We start from the raw sequence: 18416 nt of genomic DNA, 5'->3' as shown, positions 1-18416 counted from the left end.
GGTCGCGGCGTGCCGCCCCGCCGCGGCACAGGAGTGCCGATCTCCCGCCGGAGTTCCGACTTCCCGGCACTCCCGCGGGAGATCGGCACTCCTACGCGTCGCTGCGCGGGAGATCGGCACTTCTGCAGGCGATGGAGGTCCCGGTTCCGTTGGAGGGCGCGGATTCGGGACCTCCATCGGGAGGGCGATCTCCAACGGGCGAGTGGATGCCGGGGCGCGCCGCCGCGGCGCGGGCGCGCCAGGGCATCCACGCGGGGCGCCCCGGCATCCACTCGCCGAAGCACGCCTCAGGGGTGGGTGGTGACCGCCGTCATGATGCTCATGCCGCCGTCGACGTTGAACTCGGCGCCGGTGATGTACGAGGCTTCGTCGCTTGCGAGGAACAGCGCCATGTCGGCGATGTCGCCGGGCTGGCCGAAGCGGCCGAGCACCGAGAACTGCCGCGAGGCGACCGACTCGTCGGGGATCTCGACGCCGCGGGCGCGCAGTTCCTCGGCCTGCTGGTAGGCCATCGGGGTCATGGTGGCGCCGGGGTTCAGCCCGTTCACGCGGATGCCGAAGCGGCCGAGTTCGGCGGCGGCGACGCGGGTCATGGCGAGCAGGCCGCCCTTCGAGGCGCAGTAGACGGCCGTCGAGGCCGCGCGGATCGCACCGATCGAGCCGGTGTTGATGATGGATCCGCCGCCGGCCTCGGTCATCGCGGGTACGACGGCCTTCATGAGCAGCCACGGCCCCTTGAGGTTCACGGCGATGATCTTGTCGAAGACGTCTTCGCCGGTCTCGGTCATGGGCAGTTTGTTCTCGAGGTCGACGCCGGCGTTGTTGTACAGCACGGTCGGCAGGCCGAGTTCGGCGCTCGTGCGCTCGACGATGCGTTGCACGTCGGCGGCGTTCGAGACGTCGGCGCCGATCGCGAGGGCGGTGCCGCCGGCGGCGACGATCTCGTCGACCGCGGATCGGGCGGCCTCTTCCTGCAGGTCGACGACGGCGACCTTCGCGCCCTCGGCGGCGAATCGCAGGGCGGCGGACTTGCCCATGCCGCCGGCGGCTCCGGTGATGATGGCGACTTTGCCTTCGAGCCTCATGTGTTCCTCCAGGTTTCGCGCGTTCCGTGTTTCGGAACGATTCGTCTCAGAATGCTACGCCCACCGCGTTAGGATCGCCCCTGTGACGAGACCACCGGGCAGGCCGCGCAGCCAGGCATCCCGCGAGCGCATCCTCGCCGCCACCCGCGAACTGCTCCCCGGCGGGGTCGACCGCCTCTCGATGGACGGCATCGCCGCCCGCGCAGGCGTCGGAAAACAGACCCTGTACCGCTGGTGGCCGTCGAAGTCCGCGATCATCGCCGAGGCCGTCATCGAAGGATTCGAACCTCCCAGCCCCGCCACCGTCGTCCACACCGGCGATCGCGACGCCGACATCGCCGGGTGGATCGACCGCTCCGCTCTGGCCCTCTCCGACCCCGACGTCGTCGCCTCCCTGCGCGCAGCGCTCTCGGCCATCGCCGGCGACGACGACGCGGCCGCCCGCTTCGCCGAACGCACTCTCGGGCCCGCGCGCCGTGCGGTCGCGGAGCTGCTGCAGGGCGACGGGGGTGTGGATGCCGCAGGCAACGGTTCGGGCGCCGGTGCAGCCGGCCCGGGCAGGGGTGCGGGTGCTGCAGCGGCTCGGGGTGCGGATGCCGCGGGCGGTGTTGCGGACGGATCCGTTCGCGCGGGCGGTGCTGCGGACGGATCCGTTCGCGCGGACGCCGCCGCCGACCTCGCGATCTCGGCGCTCCTCTTCCAGGTCCTCGTCGGCCGCGATTTCGACGCCGCCCACCGCGACGCGCTGCGGGCCATGCTCGCGGGCATCGACGCCTCCTGACACCATCCCTCCTTGTACTGCGCACCATCCCTCCTTGTACTGCGCACCGGCATCCACACCGCGCACCGGCATCCACCGCCGCGCCTGCCCGTGCCCCGCAGTATCCACTGCCCCGCAGCATCACTGCGCCTCGCCGCCCCTTGGAGTACCGATCTCCCGCCGGAGTTCCGACTTCCCGGCACTCCCACGGGAGATCGGCACTCCTACGCGTCGCTGCGCGGGAGATCGGCACTTCTGCAGGCGATGGAGGTTCGAGTGCCCGTTGGAGGGCGCGGATTCGGCGCCTCCATCGGGAGAGGCGACCTCCAACAGCGCGTGGATGCCGGGGCGCACGCCTCGACGCGGGGGCGCGGGCGGGGCACAATCGAGGGAGGGGCGCTCGCGGCGCCCGGCTGAGCCGAGGGGGACGGCATGGCGCACGATGACACGGGGCACGACAGCGCGCGGGATGCGGCGCGCGGATCCGGCGATGCGGGGGACGCGGCGCGCGGAACCGGCGACGCCGCGAACAGCATCGCCGGGGGCGAGGCGGCGCCCGACGGCGCGGGGGATGAGGGGCGCGATGCCGCGCACGGCACCGCCGCTTCGGTGGGCGAAGCCGGAACCGGCGCCGCCGCGGACACCCCACACGGCGACGCCGGTTCCGCCGGCGAGCGGCTCGCCTCGCTCGAGGCGGAGAACGCGCGACTGCGCGCGGAGCTCGGGAACGGGCGGGCCGGGGCATCCACCGGCGAACCCGGCCGGCGCAAGCCGCGCCGCACCGCCGGAGGGGTGATCCGCAGCATCCTCTCGGCGGTGTGCCTGGTGCTCGCGGGCGTGCTCACTCCGGTGGCGATCGTCGGGGCGTGGGCGGCGACGCAGCTGACCGACACCGAGGCGTTCGTCGGCACCTTCGCCCCGCTCGCCGACGACCCGGCGGTGCAGCGCCTCGTCGCCGCGCAGACCGTCGCCGCCACCGAGGAAGCGCTCGACGTCGAAGGCCTCACCTCCGACGTCATCGACGGCATCATCGACCTCGGCACCGGCGAGCGGGCGAGCGACGCGCTCCGGGCGCTCGAGGAACCGGCCGCGGCCGGCATCCGCGCCCTCATCCGCAACACCGTCGAGGACTTCGTCGCCTCCGACGCGTTCTCCGACATCTGGCGCGAGGCGTTGCGCGCGAGCCACGCCGAGGCCCTCGCCGCACTCCGGCACGAACCGGGCGCCGCAGTCTCGCTGGAGGGCGACGAACTCGGCATCCAGCTCGGGCCCATCGTAGAACGGGCCGCCGACGCCCTCGCCGACGCCGGCCTCGACTTCGCCGCGGCGATCCCCGCCGTCGACCGCACGATCGTCGTCGCCGAGGGCGATTCGGTCGCGGCCGTGCAGCTCGGATACGCGGTCGCGACGATCGCCGGGGTGTGGATGCCGTGGCTCGTCCTCGCCCTCGCGGCAGCCGGGGTGCTGCTCGCGCACAAGCGCGCGCGGGCGCTGATCTGGGCCGGCGTCGCACTGGCGATCGGCGCGATCGTGCTCGCCATCGGGCTCGGGGTCGGCGGCATGGTCGCCGGCGGGGCGCTGGACGACGCGGGGGTTCCGGCGGATGCCGCCGCGGCGCTCTACGGCGGGGTGACGGCGCGCATGCTCGATACGGCGGTCGTCGTCGCCGTGCTGGGGGCGGCGGTCGCGCTCGTCGCGTGGCTCGCGGGGCCCTTCGAGGTGCCGCGACGGATGCGCGGGGCCGCGTCGGACGCGGCGGCGAGCCTCCGCGAGGCGGCCGGGCAGCGCGGGCTCGGCACGGGCGCCTTCGGCGTCTGGGTGGAGCGGTGGCGGCCGTGGCTGCTCGCCGCCGTCGGGCTCGCGGCGGCGCTCGTGGTGGTGTTCGCACGGCCGCTCTCCGTCGCGCTCATCGTGTGGACGCTCGTGCTCGCGGCGCTCGCCGTGGCGGCGATCGAGCTCGTGCGGCGCCCGCCTGCGGTCGAGTAGAGCGGCCGCGCCCGCCGGGCGGGCGGCGCCACGGCATCCGCTCGCCGGCCGGGCGGTCGGCGCCGCGGCATCCACTCGCCGGCCGGGCGGTCGGCGCCGCGGCATCCGCTCGCCCGCCGGGCGTGCTGCGCCCCGGCATCCACCCCGCGCTCGTGCGCCTCGCCCGCGCCGCCGCACCCGGCGCATCCATCCCGCGGAACGCCGCGCGAGAACGCCCCGCGGAACGCCGCGCGGGAATGCGGCGACCCGCGCAACGTTATGTGTATGCATGGACCCCGCTCGTCTGCAGTTCGGCACCTTCATCACCCCGCGGAACGACCCGCCGCAGGCGCCCGTGCGTCTCGCCGAGCTCGCCGAGCAGGCCGGTTTCGACCTCGTCACCTTCCAGGACCACCCGTACCAGCCGGCGTTCCACGACACCTCGACGCTGCTGACCTGGGTCGCGGCCCGCACCGAACGCATCCACGTCGCCGCGAACGTCACGAACCTGCCGCTGCGGCCGCCGGCGGTGCTGGCCCGTGCCGCCGCGAGCCTCGACCTGCTGTCGGGCGGCCGGTTCGCGCTCGGCATCGGCGCCGGCGGCTTCTGGGATCCGATCGCCGCGATGGGCGGCCGCCGCCTCACGCCCGGGCAGTCGGTCGATGCGCTCGCCGAGGCGATCGGCGTCATCCGCGGCGTCTGGGACGTCGAGGATCGCAGTCGATTCGTCGTCGACGGCGAGCACTACCGCATCGACGGCGCGAAGCGCGGCCCGGCTCCGGCGCACAACATCCCGATCTGGGTGGGCGGGTACAAGCCGCGCATGCTGCGGCTGATCGGCCGCCTCGCCGACGGGTGGATGCCCTCGCTCGGCTACATGCAGCCGGGCGACTTCGAGCGCGCGACCCGAACCCTCGACGACGCGGCGCGCGAGACGGGCCGCGACCCGCGCGAGATCCGCCGGCTCGTGAACATCGGCGGGCGGTTCGCCGGCGGCGCGGGCGGGTTCCTCGACGGCCCCGCCGAGCAGTGGATCGACCAGCTGCTGCCGTACGTGCTCGATTTCGGGGTCGACACCTTCATCCTCGCCAGCGACGACCCGGCGACGATGCAGCGCTTCGCCGCGGAGGTCGCGCCGGGGCTGCGCGAGGCCGTCGCCCGCGAATCGGGGGTGGATGCCGTGGGCGCAGCCCGCGCGGCCGGCGCCGCGGCATCCACTGCACCCGCCGGTCGAGGAGGCGCGCAGCGCCGTCTCGAGACCCCGCACGGCACTACCGCACCCGCCGGTCGAGTAGGCGCGCAGCGCCGTATCGAGACCCTGCCCGGCACTACTGCACCCGCCGGTCGAGTAGGCGCGCAGCGCCGTATCGAGACCCTGCGCAGCACCCCCTCCGTCGCCCGCCCCGCGGCATCCGCACCCGCCCCGATCCGCAGCACCGCCGTGCGCGCCAAGCGCCGCGAGGGCATCGACTACGACGCGGTCCCGGCATCCCTCGCCGCCCACGCCGTCGAACCCGGCGACGCCGGCTTCTCGCGCGTGCGCTCCACGTACATGCGCGGCGGGCGCCCGGGCCTGGTGCTGCGCCCCGGCACCGCCGTCGAGGTCGCCGACGCCGTCGCGTTCGCGCGCGCGAACCGGGCGGTGCCGCTCGGCATCCGTAGCGGCGGGCACGGCATCTCCGGCCGCTCGACGAACGACGGCGGCATCGTCATAGATCTCGGCCGCATGGATGCGATGGAGGTGCTCGACGCATCCGCCCGCCTCGTGCGCATCGAGGCCGGCGCACGCTGGCAGGACGTGGCGGCGTTCCTCGCCCCGCACGGCTGGGCGCTCTCGTCCGGCGACTACGGCGGTGTCGGCGTCGGCGGTCTCGCCACGGCCGGCGGCATCGGCTGGCTCGTCCGCGAGCACGGCCTGACCATCGACCACGTCCGTGCGGTGGAGCTCGTCCTCGCCGACGGCTCGATCGTGCGCGCGAGCGCCGATGAGCACCCGGAACTCTTCTGGGGCGTACGCGGCGCCGGCGCGCAGCTCGGCATCGCGACCGCGTTCGAGTTCGAGGTCGACGAGGTCGGCGAGCTCGGGTTCGCGCAGCTCGCGTTCGACGCGAGCGACACGGCGGCGTTCCTGCAGGCCTGGGGCGACTGGGTGGTGGATGCCCCGCGCGACCTCACCAGCTTCCTCATCCTCGGCGCCGCCCGGCCCGGGCAGCCGCCGATCGCGCAGGTGCTCGCCACCGTCGGCTCCGCCGATCCCGAGACGATCATCGCCCGCCTGCAGCCCCTCGCCGAGGCGGCGCCCCTCGTCGGCCAGCAGGTGAGCCTCACGACGTATCCGGCGATCATCGCGAACGCGGCGGACGGCGCGCATTCCGCCGAGGGCGAGCCGACGTCCCGCAGCGGACTGATCGGCCGCATCACCCCCGAGTTCGCCCGCGACGCCGCACGGTTCCTGGAGAGCGGGGCGACGTACTTCTTCCAGTTCCGCGCCGTCGGCGGAGCCGTGCACGACGTGCCGGCGGATGCGACCGCTTTCGCCCATCGTGACGCCGAATTCTCGGTCGTCGCCTTCGGTTCGGCACGGCACGGAACCGACGAGCGCTGGCGCGCCCTCCTCGCCCCGCACATGCGCGGCGCCTACCTCAGCTTCGACACCGAGCAGAGCCCCGAGCAGCTGGACGCCGTCTACCCGCCGGCCGTGCTCGAGCGCCTCCGCGCCCTGAAGCGCGAGGTCGACCCCGGCGGTCTCTTCCGCGACAACCTCCCCATCGCCTGACGCTGCGGCATCCCCGAGTGGATGCCGCGGCGCGCCGCCGCCCCCGCGCATCCACCCCCGCCCCGCGCCCCCGCATCCACCCGCGCCGCCGCCCCTGCTCCCCGCATCTCCCCGCATCCACCCGCGCCCCCGCGCTCCTGCATCCACCCGCGCCGCTCCTTCCCCTGCGCAATGCAGGAGTGCGCGCGTGTCGTGCGGCGTTCTGCCGCATGACGGGTGCGACACGCCGTGTGTGTTCCTGCATTGCGCAGGGGAAGAGCAGGGGAAGAGCAGTGGGCAGGAGCGGAGTGCGAGCCGGGGCGAGTCGGAGCGACCCGCGGCATCGACCCGCGGCAGCGACCCGCGGCATCGGCCCCGGGCATCCGCTCGCGGCCCCGGAAGGGTAGTCTCATGGCACCGTCGAAGTGGAGGGCCCCATGAGCGAACGCCCCAGCGTGCTGTTCGTGTGCGTGCACAATGCGGGCCGCTCGCAGATGGCCGCCGCATACCTGCGGGCGATCGCGCAGGAGCGCATCGAGGTGCGCTCCGCGGGGTCGATGCCGGCGGATGCCGTGAACCCCGTCGCCGTGCAGGCGATGGCCGAGGCGGGCATCGACATCTCCGGCGGCGTGCCCGTCGAGCTCGACGACGAGGCGCTCGGCGAGGCGAGCGTCGTCATCACGATGGGCTGCGGCGACGAGTGCCCGTACGTTCCCGGGAAGCGATACGAGGACTGGGTGCTCGACGACCCGGCCGGCCGGCCGATCGAGGAGGTGCGGCCGATCCGCGACGAGATCCGCCGCCGTGTCGAAGGGCTCGTCGGCGAGCTGCTCAACTGAGGCGCCGCGCGCCACGCTCGTGTGCCGGAAGAGAGCGCGCTTCGGCATGCACCGCCCTGCGGCATCCACCCCGGTCGCCCGCGCCATCTGCCATGCCGGACGGGCCTCGGGCCGCGCAGGCGACCTGCCCGGAGTGCCGATCTCCCGCCGGAGTACCAGGAGGTCGGTACTCCGGCGGGAGATCGGCACTCCTGCGAATCGCATTCCGGGAGATCGGCCCGCCTGCGGGAGTTCGGTACTCCGGCGGTGGATGCCGGGCGCTGCATCTTCCGGGGGTCGTATCCCGCCACTTCCGGTGCGATCCCCGCATGCCGGTGGCAGAATCCGACCCCCGGAACGGTGGGTGGCAGGTGGCGGGAGCGCGGGCACGCGCGCATGCCGGGCGCAGTGGATGCCGGGTGGCAGTCGCCCCCGCATGCGCACCGGCGCTGCGGGAGCCGCCCCCCCCCGCATCCGCACCGGCGCTGGCGGCAGTCGCCCCCATCCGCACCGGCGCTGCGGGCGCCGCCCCCGCTCCAGCACCGGCGCTGCGCGTGCCGCCCGCCCGATCAGAGCGCGGGCGCGCCCGGCGCCGACAGGGTGAACACGGCGACGGCGATGTGCGGCCGCTCGGCCTCGATGTGCCGCTCGAGTTCGCGCAGGCGGTCGGCGACGGCGGCCTCGGGTTCGTCGCCGACGAGGTCGACGGCGGCGACGAGGAACACCGTGCCGGGCCCCGTGTATTCGATGTGCAGGAAGGTGATGCGTTCGATGCGCGGTTCGGCGAGCAGCTCGGCGAGGATCGCGCCGCGCGTTTCGTCGTCGACGGCTTCGCCGAGCAGGAACGCCCGGTTGCGGGCGATGAGCACGACCGCGATGACGCCGAGCAGGATGCCGACGAGGATGGAGCCGATCGCGTCGGGCACGGGCGAGCCGGTGATCTCGTGCAGCGCGATGCCGGCCGCGGCGATCGCGAGGCCGATGAGGGCGGCCGCGTCCTCGGCGAAGACGGCGCGCAGGGTCGGGTTCGAGCTCTCGAGGACGTGTTCGAGGGTGGATGCCGCACGCTTCCTCGCGGCCTGTCGCGCCTGCCCGAAGGCGCGCACGAATGAGATCCCCTCGAGCACGAACGAGATCGCGAGCACCGCGTAGGCCAGGCCGAATTCGCCTGCCGGTTCGGGGTCGAGGAGTTCCTGGATGCCGTGCTGGATCGATACGACCGATCCGACGGTGAACAGGCCGAAGGCGGCGAACATCGACCAGATGTAGGCGTCTTTGCCGTAGCCGAGTGGATGCCGCGAGTCCGGTTTCCGCTGCGAACGCCGTTCGGCGACGAGCAGCAGCAGTTCGTTGCCGGTGTCGGCCCATGAGTGGGCGGCCTCGGCGAGCATGGAGGCGGCGCCCGTGATCATGGCGACGATCGTCTTCGCGACGGCGATGAGGGCGTTCGCGAGCAGGGCGATGATGACCGTGACGAGGCTCTCGTTCGCCGGCGGTGCCGGTTTCGGTTCCGCGCTCATCGGCGCCCCCTTCCCCGTCGCCAACGCTACTCGCGCCGGCCGGCGGCGTCGCGGAAGCAGGCCGCACCGGCCGCCGGGATGCCGATTCGGCCTGCGTTCGGTGCCGCCCGGTCGATCCGGCCTGCTTCGGTGACGCGCGCGCGACGCGCGACGTCGAGCGGCGGCGAGTGGATGCCCGGGGGCGACCGCCCGGAGTCAGCACTTCGGCAGGTGGGCTCCGTAGGCTCGGGGCATGGCGCGCGAGAAACAGACCGGGTACGCCGGTTTCATCGACCGGTTGAACGCCCGGCTGCTGCCGTGGATCGGCCCGCCGCCGCTCGGCCCGTACGATGAGCCGGCCGTGCCGCCGGCCGCTCCGGGGTGCCCGCTGTGCGGTGCGCCGATGGCCGCGCACGACATCGACCGCAGCGGCGAGCGCACGCAGCTGCGCTGCCCGATCCCGGCCTGAGCGCGCCCGGCTGGCCGCGGCGCGGTCGGTCCGAGACGTTCAGCCGAAGTCGGGAATGTCGAGCGGTTCGGGCCGTAGTCCGGGACCGTCGGCGAGGATCGCGGTGACGATGCGCACTGCCCGGTCGGTGAGGCCGTCGCCCGGGTAGTACTCCTCGTAGAAGTCCTCGGCGTCCTCGAGGGAGGAGATGCCGCACATGGCGAGGAGGTTTCTGATGTCGCGGGTGTCGCGGCCTGGGCGGTTGGCTCGGAGCTTCATCGCGAGGAGTGCTTCTTTCGCCGCGGTTTCGATGATGACCGTGCCGTCGTCGTAGAGGGCCTCCCATTCGACGGTGCGCCCGAGGGTCGGCAGTGCGTCTGCGGAGTTCACGGCGAAGTTCAGCCAGTCGGAATCCCATCCTCGGCGTTCGGCCACACGGCCGGCCGCGGCGGCGACGGCCTCGTCGCTGCCGGGCTTCACATGCAGTGCGTCGAGGTCGTGGGTGGTGCCCCGATCGAAATGTCGCAGTGCGAGCGCCGCGCCGCCGACGAGTCTGATTCCGGCGACTTCTCCGGCGCTGTGGAGTTCGGCGATCAGTTCCCGGAGGCCGAGGATGATGTCGTCGCGGTTCAGCACGGTGGCCATGTCAGATGCTTTCGAAGGTGTCGCGCCAGGCGAGGACGCCTCGTTCGAGGAACTCGGGCGGGACGTCCTCGGCGTCGGGCACGGGGTCGGCTGCGTCGATGATGAAGGGGCGCGGTGGATCGAGTCGTCGTGCGGGGTCGCCGACCCAGGCGGGCAGCGGAAGCCCGTGGTCGGCGAGGCGCCAAGCGACGAGCGCCGCGAGCGCCGCATCCCAGATGCGTTCGCCGGTCGGTTCCGGTTCGGCGAGGCCCAGGATGCCGCGGACGAGGCCGTGCTCGGCCTGCAGGTCGTCGTTCAGCTGGATGAGGGCGCGAAGTGCACGATCGCGGTCGCCTTCGCGGAGGCGGGTGCGGATCTCTTCCGCGGCTCCTGAGGCGTCGGTGCGCCGGGTCGGTGCCGCGTAGAGACCGTACCCGGCTGCGGCGAGCAGTCGGTCGGCGGTCTGGAAGGCGAGGTCGCGGCCGCGTTCCGACCGTGAGACGTCTCCTTGGTCGATTCGGGCGCGCGCGGCGATCTGGGCTTGGGTGAGTCCTCGGCTTTTGCGCGCCGCGCGGATGAGGGTGCTTGCGTGAGACATGCTGCCCCCTCTCGAATATGGTGTCTACACCATAACATCCCACTACCCCCGCGGCCGCTCCTCCTTCATGACGGCGAGCAGGGCGCCGAGCCCCTGGGCGAGGGCCCGCAGGTCGTCGAGGGCGAGGCGTTCGAGGGGGGCGCGATCCATCTGCGGCCGGGTCGAGAGCAGCTGCTGCACGATCGCGCGGCCGCCGTCGGTGATGAGCACGCGCCGCACCCGGTGGTCGCGGGGGTCTTCGACGCGTTCGACCATCTCCTGCGTGGCGAGCCGGTCGACGATGCCCGACATGGTCGCCAGCGACACCTCGAGGTCGCGGGCGAGGGCCTGCACGGTCGTGCCGTCGGGCTGCATGGTGACGAGGATGACGAGCACCTTCAGCTGCTGCGTGGTCAGCCGGATCTGCAGGAACGGCTCGATGAGGTCGGGCACGATGCTCGTCTCCATCTCGGCCTCCAGGCCGAGCAGGCGTTCGAGCAGCGCGTCGCGCTCGGCGCGTTCGTTCCCGGTGTCCATGCGACGAGCGTACGTGCTCCCGGCCGTCGTGCCGCGGACCCGGGTGCGGATGCCGTGCCGCGCCCTCACGGCATCCACTCGCTCACAGGATCGACTCAGCCGAAGAAACGTAGCCTGAAGCGAAGCTTCGTGCGGCACGACGTTCGCGCGGCATCCACTCACGACCTCCAGGCGGCAAACCGATGTTCCGACTCGCTCGTTTCAGTCTCGCCAACCGCGTCCTCGTCGCGCTCATCACGATCGTGATCGCCGCAGGCGGCCTCTTCACGATGACCCAGCTGAAGCAGGAGCTCATCCCGTCGATCGAGCTGCCGGCATCCACCGTCGTCACCGTCGTGCCCGGCGCGAGCCCCGAGGTGATGGACGAGCAGGTCAGCCTGCCGATCTCGAAGGCGATCGAGAACCTCGAGCACGTCGAGACGGTCGCCGCCGAATCGTCGAGCAACATGTCGATGGTGTCGATCTCGTACGAGTACGGCACCGACGCCGACGAGTTCGAGGCGTCGCTGAAGTCGGCGCTCGAGGGCGTGCAGGATCAGCTGCCGGACGACGCCGAACCGAGCGTCATGTCGGGCAGCACCTCGGCGATCCCCGTCATGTTCCTCACCGCGTCCAGCGACACCGCCTCAGCCAGCGAACTGTCCTCGAACCTCGACGACGTCGTCGTGCCGCGCCTCGAATCCATCGAGGGCATCGGTGCCGTGGCCGTCTCGGGCGGCGAGACGGAACGCGTCGTCATCACCCCCGACCAGATGCAGCTCGGGATGCTCGGCCTCACCCAGCAGGACATCGCCGCCGCCCTCGAGGCCAACGGCATGACCATCCCGGCCGGTTCGATCACCGCCGACGGCGAGATCCTGCCCGTGCAGGGCGGCGAAGCCCTCACCACCCTCGACGAGCTCGCATCCATCCCGCTGGCGAGCACCACGCAGCCCGGCACCGTCGTCGCCCTCGGCGACGTCGCCACCGTCGAACGCGTCGCCGAGGAGCAGAGCTCCATCACCCGCATGAACGGCGACGCCGCCCTGTCGATCTCGATCACCGCAGCCGGCTCGGGCGACACCGTCGCGATCTCGCACGCCGTCGCCGAGGCGATCGACGAGCTCTCCGACGAGTACGGCGACGACCTCGTGCTCACCGTCGTCTTCGACCAGGCGCCGTTCATCGAGGAATCCATCGAGCACCTCGCGATCGAAGGCCTGCTCGGCCTCGTGTTCGCGATCGTCGTCATCCTCGTCTTCCTGCTGTCGGCCCGGTCGACGATCGTCACGGCGATCTCGATCCCGCTGTCGGTGCTCGTCACCTTCATCGGCCTGTACCTCGGCGGCTACTCGCTGAACATGCTGACGCTCGGCGCGCTCACGATCGCGATCGGCCGCGTCGTCGACGACTCCATCGTCGTCATCGAGAACATCAAACGGCACCTCGAATACGGCGAGGAGAAGACGAAGGCGATCCTCTCCGCCGTGCGCGAGGTCGCGGGCGCCATCACGGCATCCACCCTCACCACCGTCGCCGTGTTCGTGCCGATCGCCCTCGTCGGCGGCATGGTCGGCGAACTGTTCTCGCCGTTCGCCCTCACCGTGACGATCGCGATGCTCTCCTCGCTCCTCGTCGCCCTCACGATCGTGCCGGTGCTCTCGTACTGGTTCCTGAAGCGGCCGAAGTCGGTCGAAGGCGCCGACCCCGCCGAACTCCGGGCCGCAGTGGATGCCCAGCGCGCCGCCGCGGAGGAGAAGGAGCACAACTCCTGGCTGCAGCGCGCCTACAAGCCGATCCTGCGCGGCACCCAGCGCCATCCCGTCGTCACCCTGCTCTCCTCGGTGCTGCTGCTCGTGCTCACCGTCGGCATGGTGCCGCTCATGAAGGTCGACTTCCTCGGATCCACCGGGCAGAACATGCTCATGGTCAGCCAGGAGTTCGAGCCCGGCACCGACCTCGACGAGGTCGGCGAGGGCGCGACGAAGGTCGAAGACGCGCTCGCCGACATCGACGGCGTCGAAGACGTCATGATGACCGCGGGCTCCGGCGAGGGCGGCATGGCCGCGATGCTCGGCGGCGGCGGCGGATCGGCGACGTTCATCGTGAACACCGACTCCGGCGTCGACCAGACCGAACTGCAGGACGAGGTGCGCGAGCGCCTCGCCGAGATCACCGGCGCCGGCGAGATCTCCCTGATGGATGCCGCGAGCATGGGCGGGTTCGGATCCACCGTCGACGTCGTCGTCACCGCCGGCGACGACAGCGAACTGGCCGACGCCGCAGACCTCGTCTACGACGGCCTGCAGGACGTCGACTACGCGGCCGAGGTCGCCACCGACCGCGCACCCGCGCAGCCCATCCTGCAGATCACCGTCGACCGCGTCGCCGCCCTGCAGCAGGGCCTGACCGAGATGCAGGTGCTCGGCATGGTCGCCGGAACGGTGACCCCGCAGTCGATCGGGCAGATCCAGCTCGACGGCGAGGACTACCGCATCTTCGTCGACACCGGCATGACCGCCCCCACGAGCGAGGACGAGCTCGCGGCGCTGCCGATCCCGACCGCCGCCGGCATCCAGCCGCTGTCGTCGCTCGCGACCGTCGAACGCCAGACCGTGCCGACCTCGATCTCGCGCGACGCCGGCGACCTCGTCGCGACCGTCTCCCTCACCCCCGAGGAGGGCGAGCTCGGCGCGCTCACGACCGCCGTGCAGACCGAACTCGACGAACTGGACCTGCCGAGCGGCGCCAAGGCCGAGATCGGCGGCCTCGCCGAGATGCAGGGCGAATCGTTCGAACAGCTCGGGCTCGCCATGCTCGTGGCGATCGCGATCGTGTTCCTGCTGCTCGTGGCGACGTTCCGCTCGCTCGCACAGCCGCTCATCCTGCTCGTGTCGATCCCGTTCGCCGCGACCGGCGCGCTGCTCATGCTGCTGGCCACCGGACGCCCGCTCGGGGTGTCGGCGCTCATCGGCATGCTCATGCTCATCGGCATCGTCGTGACGAACGCGATCGTGCTCATCGACCTCGTCAACCAGTACCGGCGTCAGGGTCAGAGCGTGAAGGACGCCGTGTTCAACGGCGCCCGCCAGCGCCTCCGGCCGATCCTCATGACGGCGCTCGCGACGATCTTCGCCCTGCTGCCGATGGCGCTCGGCGTCACCGGGTCGAGCGGCTTCATCTCGCAGGACCTCGCGATCGTCGTCATCGGCGGCCTCATCTCCTCGACCGCGCTGACGCTCATCCTCGTGCCCGTGCTGTACGCGCTCTTCGAGGGCCGCCGCGACCGGAAGCGCTCGCGCCGCGAGCGCAAGGCCGAACGCCTGCACGAGAAGGCCGAGGCCGCGGCCGAGCGGGCGGCGCTCGCCGCGTCGCGCGCCACCTCGGCCGGGCCGGCGCACGGTGCGGGCCCGGCGGGCTCCGGCCCGGCGGCCGGCACCGCGCCCGCGGCCGGCGCGGCCGACTAGACCCGCGGCGCGCGGGCGGGGTTTTCGGGTTCCCCGCCCGCCGCCGCCGGCGGCTCCATCGGAGCCGCGGCCCCGCCCCGGGCGCGACACCGCCCGGGGCGGGGTTCCGCGTTGTGCGGGGGCCGCACTCCCCACCCTCTCCCGTTCCGGGGGGTCATTTCCTGCCATCCGGAAGCGGTTCAGCGCGGAATTCTGGCGGGATTCGACCCCCGGAAGGATGCGGGCGGGGCTGTGGCGGATGCCGCGGGGCGCCGCTCGGCGAGGGCGACGGCTGCGACGCCGACGCCGCAGCAGAGGATGCCGAGGGCGGTCGCGACCGTGAAGGGTTCGCCGTAGAGCAATGCTCCGCCGACCGCGGTGGTCGGCACGACGAGGAAGAGGAGCGCGTTGAACACGGTGATGCCGAGGCGGCGGAGCATCGTCCAGTAGAGGGCGTACCCGGCCAGCGCCGGCACGAGGGCGATGTAGAGCACGGCGCCCCAGAAGGCGGGGGAGACGGGCGGCGCGATGGTGCCGGTGGCGGCGGCGAGCACGGCGCTCGCGGCGAAGGCGGCGACCATGTGCACGGCGAGCACGACGACGAGCGGCATCTCGGCGGGGCGGCGGCGGTCGAGCAGGGTCGCGGCGACGAGCGAGGCGACGGCACCGACGGGTGCGAGGTATGCGCCGGCGGGGGCAGCGGTCTGCTCGAGGTCGGGCACGATGATGACGGTGACGCCCGCGAAGGCGATGAGGAGGCCGGCCCATTGCACGGGTCGCACGGCGAGGCCGAGCAGGGGGCCGACGAGGGTGGCGATGGCGAGGGGCTGCACGGCATCCACGAGGGCGGTCACGCCCGTGCTGACGCCGTGGGCGATCGCGAGATAGACGAAGGCGACGTAGCCGAACTGCGAGAGCACGCCGATGAGGGCCTGCCGCAGCACGGGCCCAGGCCGGAGCGGATGCCGGCGGGCGAACGGGATCGCGACGAGGCTCATCACGACGGCGAGCAGCGCGAATCGCCAGAACAGCACGGTGGCCGGCGGGGCACCTGCGACGCCGAGTTTGGCGCTCAGGAATCCGCTCGACCAGGTCGCGACGAAGGCGATGGATGCCAGGGCGAGCCCGGCTCCGCGAAGTACACCGATCGGTTTACTCATCCCTTCACTATACAGACCGGTATACTTGTTCGCATGACCGAGCAGACGACGCTCACGCCCGGCGCGCGGAAGGTGCTCGCGGCCGCCTCCGAGCTCTTCTACGCCGAAGGCATCCACGCGGTCGGAGTGGATGCCGTGGCGCACCGCGCCGGCGTCACGAAGAAGACCATCTACGACCGCTTCGGCTCCAAAGACGCGCTCGCCGTCGCCTATCTGCGCGGCCGCGACGACGTCTGGCGCGCCGCCCTCGACGAGGCGCTCGCCGCCATGCCGGCCGGCGCGGACCGCCTCCTCGGCTTCTTCGACTTCGCCGGAACCTGGTCGCGCGAGCGATCCCCGCGCGGATGCAGTGCCATCAACGCCCGCGCCGAGACCGGCGACGACACCCATCCCATCGCCCGCGAGGTCGCCCGCGAGAAGGCGTGGCTGCTCGAACGCCTCCGCGAACTCGTGCGCGAGGCCGGCATCCGCCGCGGCGTCGACGAACTCGCCGACGCGCTCATGCTGCTCTACGAGGGCGCGCTCGTCACCGTCGGCCTCGACACCTTCGGCGACCCCTTCGCCGCCGCGCGCACCGCCGCGGCGGCGCTCCTCGCGGCGCGGTCCGACCGGTAGGGGCGCGCCCGGGCATCCACTCGGGGAAGCCGCGCACGCCCCGCCGCAAACCTGAACCGCTCGTCAGGTTTGTGCGTAGATGCACGGGTGCTGTGCAGGATCCCGCCTTGTCGCACGGCGCCGTCGTCGGGAGAATCGGCGGAGCGCACCCGAGCGCTCACTACAAGGAGGTAGTCGCACATGGCTGTCAGCAGTCCTGCCCCGGCGGGCAACGAACAGACCTTCGGCCGCAAACACCTGCGCAAGGTCGTCGCCGCCGCGATGGCCGGCACCGTCGTCGAATGGTACGAGTTCTTCCTCTACGCGACCGCGGCGACGCTCGTCTTCAACCACATCTTCTTCCCCGAATCCGGCGACCCGCTCGACAACATCATCAAGGCGTTCCTGACCTACGCGGTCGGCTTCGTCGCCCGCCCCCTCGGCGGCATCGTCTTCGGGCACTTCGGCGACAAGTACGGGCGCAAGAAGCTCCTGCAGCTGGCGATCATCCTCGTCGGCGTCACGACCTTCCTCATGGGCTGCCTGCCGACCTTCGACGCCGTCGGCTACGCGGCGCCGATCATGCTCATCGTGCTGCGCTTCTTCCAGGGCTTCGCCGTCGGCGGCGAATGGGGCGGCGCCGTGCTGCTCGTCGCCGAACACTCGCCCGACAAGGAGCGCGGCTTCTGGGCCAGCTGGCCGCAGGCGGCCGTGCCCGGCGGCAACCTGCTCGCCACCATCGTCCTCCTCGTGCTCTCGTACACGCTGTCGAACGAGGACTTCCTCGCCTGGGGCTGGAGGATCGGCTTCTGGCTGTCGGTCGTCATCGTCGCCGTCGGCTACTACATCCGCACCAAAGTCACCGACGCGCCCATCTTCGAAGAGGCGCAGGCCGAGCTCGAGGCCGAGAAGAAGGCCTCGTACGGCGTCGTCGAGGTGCTGAAGCGCTACCCGCGCGGCGTGTTCACCGCCATGGGCCTCCGCTTCGGCGAGAACGTCATGTACTACCTCGTCGTGACGTTCTCGATCACCTACCTGTCGGCGCACGTCGGCATGGACACCTCCGGCATCCTGCTGCTCATGCTCGTCGCGCACGCGATCCACTTCTGCGTCGTGCCGTTCGTCGGGCGCTTCAGCGACAAGCTCGGCCGGAAGCCCGTCTACGCCGCCGGCGCGATCCTCGGCATCGTGTGGGGCTTCATCGCGTTCCCGCTGTTCGACACGCAGAACGACCTGCTGATCGTCGGCGTGCTGATCGTCGGGCTCATCATCCACGCCCTCATGTACGCCGGACAGCCGGCGATCATGGCCGAGATGTTCCCGACGCGGATGCGCTACTCGGGCGTCTCGCTCGGCTACCAGGTCACCTCGATCGTCGCCGGATCGCTCGCGCCGATCATCGCGACCGCCCTGCTCAGCGACTTCGGCAGCTGGGTTCCGATCTCGATCTACCTCGCCCTGTGCTGCATCATCACGCTCGTCGCCGTCGCGGCGCTGCGCGAGACGAAGGGTTCGTCGCTGCGCGCGGTCGACGAGGCCGACCGGGTCCGCCTCGCCGAGGAGGCCGCCGCCAAGTAGGGGTGTGGATGCCGGGGCGCACCGCCCCTCCCGGTGCCGGGGCGCGCTGCGCGCCCCGGCACCGCTGCGCGCGGGCGGGTGCGCCGCACTGTTGCGCGCGGTCGGCCTCCTGTGCGCGGCCGGCCCGCGCCGCATCTGCTGTGCGCGGTCGGCCCGCGTGGGCCGCACCGCTGCGCGCGGCCGGCCCGCGTGGGCCGCACCGCTGCGCGCCTCGGCATCCCGCCACGGGTCCGGAGATCGCCACGGATTCGGATGCGTCCAGTCCTATCCATCCGAATCCGTGGCGATCTCCGATTCGGTGGTGCGCGCATCGCGTGCACCCGTCTGTATCCGGCGCGGCCGCATCTGCCGTGCGCGCCGCACCGCGATGCGCGGTCGGCCCGCGTGGGCCGCACTGCTGTGTGCGCACACCTCGGCCCCGCCACGGGTCCGGAGATCGCCACGGATCCGGATGCATCCAGCCCTATCCATCCGATTCCGTGGCGATCTCCGATTCGGTGGTGCGCGCGGCGGGGCCGGCGCCGGCGCGGGGGTGCCGCATCCACCGCGCGCTCGCGGCACCCAAACTTAGTCAGGTAGACTTAGTCCGGA

General features: G+C 72.3%; 14 protein-coding genes. 8 read left to right on the top strand and 6 right to left on the bottom strand.

All coding sequences use genetic code 11. The features are described 5' to 3' along the window. Positions 1-287: 287 nt before the first annotated feature. Positions 288-1085, bottom strand: a complete 798-nt coding sequence (locus tag G127AT_RS07230; protein ID WP_210901459.1) for an SDR family NAD(P)-dependent oxidoreductase — start codon at positions 1083-1085, stop codon at positions 288-290. Between the two features lie 82 nt (positions 1086-1167). On the opposite strand from G127AT_RS07230, the gene G127AT_RS07225 reads away from it, so the two are divergent. The 4 genes from G127AT_RS07225 (at position 1168) to G127AT_RS07210 (ending at position 7404) form a co-directional block, all read left to right on the top strand. Then, entirely contained in the window at positions 1168-1866 is a 699-nt protein-coding gene (locus tag G127AT_RS07225) for a TetR/AcrR family transcriptional regulator (protein ID WP_244857822.1), read from the top strand. A 411-nt stretch (positions 1867-2277) separates the two neighbouring features. Further along, the gene (locus G127AT_RS07220; RefSeq protein WP_210901457.1) at positions 2278-3831 is read left to right on the top strand and encodes a hypothetical protein; all 1554 of its coding nucleotides are present in this window, start codon (positions 2278-2280) and stop codon (positions 3829-3831) included. Positions 3832-4099: 268 nt separating this feature from the next. Beyond that, positions 4100-6586 (top strand): LLM class flavin-dependent oxidoreductase, encoded by a 2487-nt coding sequence (locus tag G127AT_RS07215; protein WP_210901455.1) that lies wholly within the window; start codon positions 4100-4102, stop codon positions 6584-6586. Positions 6587-7002: 416 nt separating this feature from the next. Continuing rightward, positions 7003-7404: an arsenate reductase ArsC gene (locus tag G127AT_RS07210; protein ID WP_210901454.1), complete on the top strand. Its 402-nt coding sequence runs from the start codon at positions 7003-7005 to the stop codon at positions 7402-7404. A 548-nt stretch (positions 7405-7952) separates the two neighbouring features. Here G127AT_RS07210 and G127AT_RS07205 read toward each other — a convergent pair. Then, on the bottom strand, positions 7953-8903 hold the full coding sequence (locus G127AT_RS07205; protein WP_210901453.1) for a cation diffusion facilitator family transporter: 951 nt from the start codon (positions 8901-8903) through the stop codon (positions 7953-7955). Positions 8904-9135: 232 nt separating this feature from the next. Between G127AT_RS07205 and G127AT_RS07200 the strand changes: the two genes are divergently transcribed. After that, positions 9136-9351 (top strand): hypothetical protein, encoded by a 216-nt coding sequence (locus tag G127AT_RS07200; RefSeq protein ID WP_210901451.1) that lies wholly within the window; start codon positions 9136-9138, stop codon positions 9349-9351. Positions 9352-9390: 39 nt separating this feature from the next. On the opposite strand, the gene G127AT_RS07195 is transcribed toward G127AT_RS07200, so the two are convergent. Genes G127AT_RS07195 through G127AT_RS07185 form a run of 3 tightly spaced genes read right to left on the bottom strand, consistent with a single transcriptional unit; the run spans position 9391 to position 11068 of the window. After that, on the bottom strand, positions 9391-9975 hold the full coding sequence (locus tag G127AT_RS07195; RefSeq protein WP_244857820.1) for a hypothetical protein: 585 nt from the start codon (positions 9973-9975) through the stop codon (positions 9391-9393). Position 9976: 1 nt separating this feature from the next. Continuing rightward, positions 9977-10552 carry a helix-turn-helix domain-containing protein gene (locus G127AT_RS07190; protein ID WP_210901450.1) on the bottom strand — a complete coding sequence of 192 codons (576 nt, stop codon included), beginning with the start codon at positions 10550-10552 and terminating at the stop codon, positions 9977-9979. A 42-nt stretch (positions 10553-10594) separates the two neighbouring features. Beyond that, complete coding sequence (locus tag G127AT_RS07185) at positions 10595-11068, bottom strand: MarR family winged helix-turn-helix transcriptional regulator (RefSeq protein WP_210901446.1); 474 nt, start codon at positions 11066-11068, stop codon at positions 10595-10597. Positions 11069-11250: 182 nt separating this feature from the next. Between G127AT_RS07185 and G127AT_RS07180 the strand changes: the two genes are divergently transcribed. After that, positions 11251-14514 (top strand): efflux RND transporter permease subunit, encoded by a 3264-nt coding sequence (locus tag G127AT_RS07180; protein ID WP_210901444.1) that lies wholly within the window; start codon positions 11251-11253, stop codon positions 14512-14514. Between the two features lie 179 nt (positions 14515-14693). On the opposite strand, the gene G127AT_RS07175 is transcribed toward G127AT_RS07180, so the two are convergent. Then, positions 14694-15653 carry a DMT family transporter gene (locus tag G127AT_RS07175; RefSeq protein WP_210901442.1) on the bottom strand — a complete coding sequence of 320 codons (960 nt, stop codon included), beginning with the start codon at positions 15651-15653 and terminating at the stop codon, positions 14694-14696. A gap of 33 nt (positions 15654-15686) precedes the next feature. Between G127AT_RS07175 and G127AT_RS07170 the strand changes: the two genes are divergently transcribed. Further along, positions 15687-16268, top strand: a complete 582-nt coding sequence (locus G127AT_RS07170) for a TetR/AcrR family transcriptional regulator (protein WP_210901440.1) — start codon at positions 15687-15689, stop codon at positions 16266-16268. A 180-nt stretch (positions 16269-16448) separates the two neighbouring features. After that, positions 16449-17825, top strand: a complete 1377-nt coding sequence (locus G127AT_RS07165) for an MFS transporter (protein ID WP_210901438.1) — start codon at positions 16449-16451, stop codon at positions 17823-17825. Positions 17826-18416: the final 591 nt, after the last annotated feature.

The organism is Agromyces archimandritae, from assembly GCF_018024495.1.
GTDB lineage: Bacteria > Actinomycetota > Actinomycetes > Actinomycetales > Microbacteriaceae > Agromyces > Agromyces archimandritae.
Note: the sequence above shows the minus strand (reverse complement) of the source record. Positions and strands in the feature narration are given on the sequence as shown.

Excerpts from the sequence above, each read along its gene's own strand:
- G127AT_RS07190 (WP_210901450.1), bottom strand. The coding sequence starts at position 10,552 with ATGTCTCACGCAAGCACCCTCATCCGCGCGGCGCGCAAAAGCCGAGGA.
- G127AT_RS07175 (WP_210901442.1), bottom strand. The coding sequence starts at position 15,653 with ATGAGTAAACCGATCGGTGTACTTCGCGGAGCCGGGCTCGCCCTGGCA.
- G127AT_RS07205 (WP_210901453.1), bottom strand. The coding sequence starts at position 8,903 with ATGAGCGCGGAACCGAAACCGGCACCGCCGGCGAACGAGAGCCTCGTC.
- G127AT_RS07165 (WP_210901438.1), top strand. The coding sequence starts at position 16,449 with ATGGCTGTCAGCAGTCCTGCCCCGGCGGGCAACGAACAGACCTTCGGC.
- G127AT_RS07180 (WP_210901444.1), top strand. The coding sequence starts at position 11,251 with ATGTTCCGACTCGCTCGTTTCAGTCTCGCCAACCGCGTCCTCGTCGCG.
- G127AT_RS07210 (WP_210901454.1), top strand. The coding sequence starts at position 7,003 with ATGAGCGAACGCCCCAGCGTGCTGTTCGTGTGCGTGCACAATGCGGGC.
- G127AT_RS07195 (WP_244857820.1), bottom strand. The coding sequence starts at position 9,975 with ATGGCCACCGTGCTGAACCGCGACGACATCATCCTCGGCCTCCGGGAA.
- G127AT_RS07220 (WP_210901457.1), top strand. The coding sequence starts at position 2,278 with ATGGCGCACGATGACACGGGGCACGACAGCGCGCGGGATGCGGCGCGC.
- G127AT_RS07230 (WP_210901459.1), bottom strand. The coding sequence starts at position 1,085 with ATGAGGCTCGAAGGCAAAGTCGCCATCATCACCGGAGCCGCCGGCGGC.
- G127AT_RS07170 (WP_210901440.1), top strand. The coding sequence starts at position 15,687 with ATGACCGAGCAGACGACGCTCACGCCCGGCGCGCGGAAGGTGCTCGCG.
- G127AT_RS07200 (WP_210901451.1), top strand. The coding sequence starts at position 9,136 with ATGGCGCGCGAGAAACAGACCGGGTACGCCGGTTTCATCGACCGGTTG.
- G127AT_RS07185 (WP_210901446.1), bottom strand. The coding sequence starts at position 11,068 with ATGGACACCGGGAACGAACGCGCCGAGCGCGACGCGCTGCTCGAACGC.
- G127AT_RS07215 (WP_210901455.1), top strand. The coding sequence starts at position 4,100 with ATGGACCCCGCTCGTCTGCAGTTCGGCACCTTCATCACCCCGCGGAAC.